The organism is Kineococcus glutinatus, assembly GCF_039542765.1.
GTDB lineage: Bacteria > Actinomycetota > Actinomycetes > Actinomycetales > Kineococcaceae > Kineococcus_A > Kineococcus_A glutinatus.
In genome coordinates this window covers 1-4,491 of the sequence record NZ_BAABIL010000055.1, presented here as the reverse complement: position 1 = coordinate 4,491, position 4,491 = coordinate 1, and the positions used below count along the sequence as shown (strand labels likewise).

Sequence of the window (4,491 nt, the reverse complement as noted above, 5' to 3'; positions counted from 1 at the left end):
AGCTGCGCGCCCGGCTGGTGGACGAGCGGGCGGTCGGCCTGCGCGCGCTGCGGGCGGCCACCGCGCGCTACGCCGAGCGCCGGTGGGCACCGGGGAAGCTGGAACCCCTCGCCGACGCCCAGCACGCCGCGGCCGGCGGCCACCTCGAGGTGCTGGACGCGCTGGAGGCCCTGGGCTGACCGGCGCCGGCCCTACCGGCGCGCGGCGCCCGGGGGCGAGGGGGCCAGCGGGCTGAGGGCGGGGTTGCGCAGGTGCTCGTAGACGACGCTGGTGCGGACGTCCGCGATCTCGCTGCGCTGGGTGAGGCGGTCGATGACGAACGCGTAGAGGGCCTCGTTGTCGGCGACGGCGACGTGGATGAGGAAGTCCTCGGTCCCGGTGACGACGAACACGCCGAGCACCTCGGGCAGGGAGCGCACCCAGTCCCGGAACGCGTCGATGGTGCGCCGCGACGGCGGCCGGACGCGCACCGCGATGAGGGCCTGGACCGGCCGCCCGATCTCGGCGAGGTCCACGTCGAGCGTCGCGCCGCGGATCACGCCGCGCCGGCGCAGGTTCCGGGTGCGGTCCAGGGCGGTGCTGGGCGACACCCCGACCGCCTGGGCGACGTCCCGGTTGGTCCGCCGTGCATCCGCCTGCAGCGCGCGCAGGATCGCCGCATCGAGTGCGTCCAGACCGGCCACGGGAGCCCTCCGTCCGTACGAAGTACGAGCACCGTTGCTCCTGCCCGGTGCCCTGCCTAGCTTCGGCCCACCTCATCGTACGGACGGAGCCGAGATGACCGCAGAACCTGTCACCGCACCCGCGACCGCCGCACCCGGACCCGTCGTCGGGTTCGCGCCCGGGGAGGTCCTCACCGACCGGCCCACCCGCGAGGCCCGGCTGAAGTGGGTCCTCGTCGTCGACGAGACCCTGCCCGCGGGGCGCGTGGTCAACGCCGCGGCCTGCATCGCGGCCGGCACCGGCGCGAGCGTCGCCGGGCTCGTGGCCGGCGGCGGCCCGGACGCCTCGGGCACCGTCCACCCGGGCCTGCCGTGGACGGGGTGCGCGGTGCTGGCGGCCACCCCGGAGCAGCTGGCGGCGCTGCGCGAGCGGGCGGTCGCGGACCCGGACCTCCACGTGGTCGACATGCCCGCCGTCGCGCAGGCGCACCGCGTCTACGACGACTACCTGGCCGAGCTGGCCACCACCCCGCCGGAGGCCGTCGCCGCCTGCGCGGTGAGCGTCGTGGGGCCGCGCAACCGGGTGGACCGGTTGGTCCGGCGGCTCGCGCTGCTGCCGTGAGCGGCCTGCCCGGCCTCCTCAGGACGGCGAGCCCGCGGCGACGCGCCCACCGGTCCGCTCGCGGCGGGGCCAGAGGGTGTAGCTGACGGCGGCCAGCAACTCGACGGCGAGCACGATCCCCAGCACGGGCAGCAGGCCGGTGAGGGCGGCGGTGCGCTGCGGGTCGCCGACCCAGGCGGTGAGCAGGAGCAGCAGGCCGCCGGCGACAGCGACGGCGAGGAGGGTGCGGGCCACGTCGGCCCAGCACGCGCGGGTGTGCGCGGCGCCGTGCAGCCGGACCGGGGCGGGGCCGCCGGCGAAGCGGTGGGCGAAGCGGGTGTCGGCCCAGGAGATCATCCGGTGGCCGTAGGCGAGGGAGAACCCGATGTAGAGCGCGGCGAGGCCGTGCAGCCCCGAGGCGACGGCGCCGGCGCGCAGGTGCAGGGCGGTGGCCGCCAGCAGCACGAGGTCGACGACGGGGGTGGCGGCGAGCAGCACGAGCCCGGTCCGGGGGGCGCGCAGCGGGTAGCGGGCGACGAGCCCGGCGACCACGAGCACCCAGAACCCGATCTCGCAGGCGAGGATCAGGACGAGCATCGTCACTCCTGGTGTTAGCACGGGTGTGTTCAAAAGCTAAGTTAGCACAGCCGTGTACATTCAGGGGGTGCCACGACTCATCGACCACGCCGCCCGCGAGGTGGAGGTCGCCGAGGCGGCGTGGCGGGTGGTGGTGCGCGACGGCGTGCGCGCGCTGTCGGTGCGGACGGTGGCCGCCGAGGCCGGGCTGGCCACCGCGTCCCTGCGCCGGGCGTTCCCCACCCAGCAGGCGCTGCTCGCCTTCTCCCTGGAGCTCGTCGCCCGCCGGGTGCGCCAGCGCATCGCCGCCCTGCCGCCCGCGACCTCGGTGCGCGAGGCCGCCTCGGCGCTGCTCGCCCAGCTCCTGCCCCTCGACGGCGAGCGGCGCACCGAGATGGAGGTCTTCCTCCTGATCGGCTCCCTCGCCCACACCGACCCGCAGCTGCGCCACGTCCACCGGGCGGCCCACGCCGAGCTGGGCACCGCGTGCCGCCGCGTCGTCGAGGGGCTCGTCGGTGCCGGCTGGGCCCGCGGCGACCTCGACACCGGGTTCGAGGCCCGCCGGCTGCACGCCCTCGTCGACGGCCTCGCGCTGCACCTGGTCCGGCAGGAGGAGGGGGAGGCGGTGCGGTGGGCCGTCGAGGTGCTGGAGGGGCACCTCGACGGCCTCGCGGCTCAGCCCTCCTCGACGGCCCCGACCCGCTCGGCGCCGGTGTCGAAGAAGGTGTCCAGGTAGCGCATCGGGTCCAGGCCGCTCGTCCGCATGAGGCTGAACACCTCCGCCCCGTGGCCGGGCTCGTCGTCGAGCAGGTAGGCCTGCGCCATCCCCAGGTACTCCGTGGGCGCCTCGTCGTCGCCGCCCTGCGACCCCGCCTCCGCCGACGTGCGGGCGGCGTAGCGCACCGCCTCGGCCTCCGCCAGCTCGATGGCGCGGTCCATGTCCTGCTCGTGCCAGAGCGTGATCCGCTCCTCGTAGACCTGCTGGTCGCCGAATCGGGTGCGGAACACGCAACGCACGGCGACCCAACCGGAGTTCGTCATGGGGAAACGCTGCCACGTCCCGCCCCGGCGGTGCACGGGGAGGTCGCGCCCGGCGCGGCGGGGCCCGCTCAGCCGGGCCCGCCGCCGGCCCGCCGCCGTCCGGACCGCGACCGCCAGGTGTGCCGGGCCCGCGTCGCCCACAGCGCCCACGCCACCAGGCCGGGCTGGAACACGAGCCGCACCGCGCGCTTGGTGTCGCTGTCGAGCCCGAAGGCGTCGGTGCGGGTGATGAGCTGGGAGACGTTGCCGGGGAAGACGGCGACGAAGAAGGCGGCCGCGGTGGCGCCGGCGAGGGCGCGCGCGGGCTGCTTCCACGCGGCGACCAGCGCGGCGCCGAGGGCGAGCTCGACGACGCCGGAGGCGACGACGACGAGGTCCGCGTCCAGCGGCAGCCAGGGCGGCACCTGCGCCTGGAACTCCTGGCGCTGGGTGGTGAGGTGCCCGGTGCCGGCGGTGAGCAGCACCAGGCCGAGCGCGGTCTGGCCGGCCGCCCGCAGCGCCGGGCGCAGGTCGGGGGTGTTCACGTCGTCCTCCTCGTCCGGGTCGGGGTTCAGGCGGTGACGGTCTCGAGGGTCACGGGGACGTTGCCCCGCACGGCGTTGGAGTAGGGGCACACCTAGTGCGCGGCTTCGACGAGCCGCTCGGCGGCGGCCTGCCCGAGGCCGCCGAGCTCGACGTGCAGGGTGACCTCCAGGCCGAAGCCGCCGGCGTCGTTCGGGCCGATGCCGACCTCGGCGGTGACGGCGGAGTCGGTGAAGGTGGCGCCCTCCCGGCGGGCGACGGCCTTGAGGGCGCTGTGGAAGCAGGCGGCGTAGCCGGCGGCGAAGAGCTGCTCGGGGTTGGCGCCGCCGCCGGGGCCGCCCATCTCCCGCGGGACGGCGAGGTCGAGGTCGACGAGGCCGTCGGAGGAGCGGGTGTGCCCGTCGCGGCCCTCCCCGGTGGCGGTGGCGGTGGCGGTGTAGACGACGGGCACGGTGGGCCTCCGGTGTGGTGGGGAGAACGGTCGTTCTCCCTGGTGCCCGGCAGTCCACCGCACCCCGCGCCCGCGGTCAAGCGGGAGCGGGGCGCGGTTACCGTGGGCGGGTGAGCACGGCGGTGCGCCCCTCCGAGGCGCGGGAGCGGCTGCTGCGCACCGCCTCGGCCCTCTTCTACGCCGAGGGCGTGCGCGGCGTCGGCGTCGACCGCGTGATCGCCGAGGCCTCGGTGACCCGCGCCACCTTCTACCGACACTTCCCCGGCAAGGAGGACCTCGTCGTCGCCTGGCTGCGCGGCGTCGACGCCGCCGTGCGCGAGCGGGCGGGTGACCCGCCGCCGGACGCCCGGGGCGCGGCGGCGTGGCTGCTCGGCCTCACCGCGGCGGTCGGGGAACAGCTGTGCGGACCGGGGTTCCGGGGCTGCCCGTTCATCAACGCCGCCGCCGAGCACCCCGACCCCGACAGCCCCGTGCGGCGGGCCGTGCGCGAGCACCGGCGGTGGCTGGAGACGGCCGTCGCCGGGGCGTTCGGCCGCGCCGGGCACCCCGAGCCGGCCGCCGCCGCCCGCCGCTGGGTGCTGCTGCGCGACGGCGCGATGGTCGCCGGCTACCTCGCCGACCCCGCCGCCGCGCAGGCG

The 4,491-nt window shown here is 76.9% G+C and carries 9 protein-coding genes; 4 read left to right on the top strand and 5 right to left on the bottom strand.

Translation table 11 applies throughout. The features are described from left to right. Positions 1-17: 17 nt before the first annotated feature. On the top strand, positions 18-179 hold the full coding sequence (locus ABEB16_RS22760; RefSeq protein ID WP_486335971.1) for a DUF7711 family protein: 162 nt from the start codon (positions 18-20) through the stop codon (positions 177-179). Between the two features lie 12 nt (positions 180-191). Here ABEB16_RS22760 and ABEB16_RS03010 read toward each other — a convergent pair whose 3' ends face one another. Beyond that, entirely contained in the window at positions 192-674 is a 483-nt protein-coding gene (locus tag ABEB16_RS03010; RefSeq protein ID WP_345710796.1) for an Lrp/AsnC family transcriptional regulator, read from the bottom strand. A gap of 103 nt (positions 675-777) precedes the next feature. Here ABEB16_RS03010 and ABEB16_RS03005 point away from each other — a divergent pair, with 103 nt between their 5' ends. After that, positions 778-1,284, top strand: coding sequence for a DUF2000 domain-containing protein (locus ABEB16_RS03005; protein ID WP_345710795.1), 507 nt, complete (start codon positions 778-780; stop codon positions 1,282-1,284). Between the two features lie 18 nt (positions 1,285-1,302). Here ABEB16_RS03005 and ABEB16_RS03000 read toward each other — a convergent pair whose 3' ends face one another. Further along, entirely contained in the window at positions 1,303-1,860 is a 558-nt protein-coding gene (locus ABEB16_RS03000; RefSeq protein ID WP_345710794.1) for a hypothetical protein, read from the bottom strand. Positions 1,861-1,927: 67 nt separating this feature from the next. Here ABEB16_RS03000 and ABEB16_RS02995 point away from each other — a divergent pair, with 67 nt between their 5' ends. Beyond that, positions 1,928-2,575, top strand: a complete 648-nt coding sequence (locus ABEB16_RS02995; protein ID WP_345710793.1) for a TetR/AcrR family transcriptional regulator — start codon at positions 1,928-1,930, stop codon at positions 2,573-2,575. Here ABEB16_RS02995 and ABEB16_RS02990 read toward each other — a convergent pair. The 3 genes from ABEB16_RS02990 to ABEB16_RS02980 form a co-directional block, all read right to left on the bottom strand. Beyond that, entirely contained in the window at positions 2,515-2,880 is a 366-nt protein-coding gene (locus ABEB16_RS02990) for a hypothetical protein (RefSeq protein WP_345710792.1), read from the bottom strand. The genes ABEB16_RS02995 and ABEB16_RS02990 overlap by 61 nt on opposite strands. A gap of 68 nt (positions 2,881-2,948) precedes the next feature. Further along, entirely contained in the window at positions 2,949-3,404 is a 456-nt protein-coding gene (locus ABEB16_RS02985; protein WP_345710791.1) for a DoxX family protein, read from the bottom strand. Between the two features lie 92 nt (positions 3,405-3,496). Next, the gene (locus ABEB16_RS02980; RefSeq protein ID WP_345710790.1) at positions 3,497-3,853 is read right to left on the bottom strand and encodes an organic hydroperoxide resistance protein; all 357 of its coding nucleotides are present in this window, start codon (positions 3,851-3,853) and stop codon (positions 3,497-3,499) included. Between the two features lie 110 nt (positions 3,854-3,963). Here ABEB16_RS02980 and ABEB16_RS02975 point away from each other — a divergent pair. Then, positions 3,964-4,491: TetR/AcrR family transcriptional regulator (locus ABEB16_RS02975; RefSeq protein ID WP_345710789.1), on the top strand; the 528-nt coding region annotated here is incomplete at its 3' end.

What these genes read in the sequence shown, in the direction of transcription:
- ABEB16_RS03005 (WP_345710795.1), top strand. Translation starts at nt 778, where the DNA reads ATGACCGCAGAACCTGTCACCGCACCCGCGACCGCCGCACCCGGACCC.
- ABEB16_RS03000 (WP_345710794.1), bottom strand. Translation starts at nt 1,860, where the DNA reads ATGCTCGTCCTGATCCTCGCCTGCGAGATCGGGTTCTGGGTGCTCGTG.
- ABEB16_RS02990 (WP_345710792.1), bottom strand. Translation starts at nt 2,880, where the DNA reads ATGACGAACTCCGGTTGGGTCGCCGTGCGTTGCGTGTTCCGCACCCGA.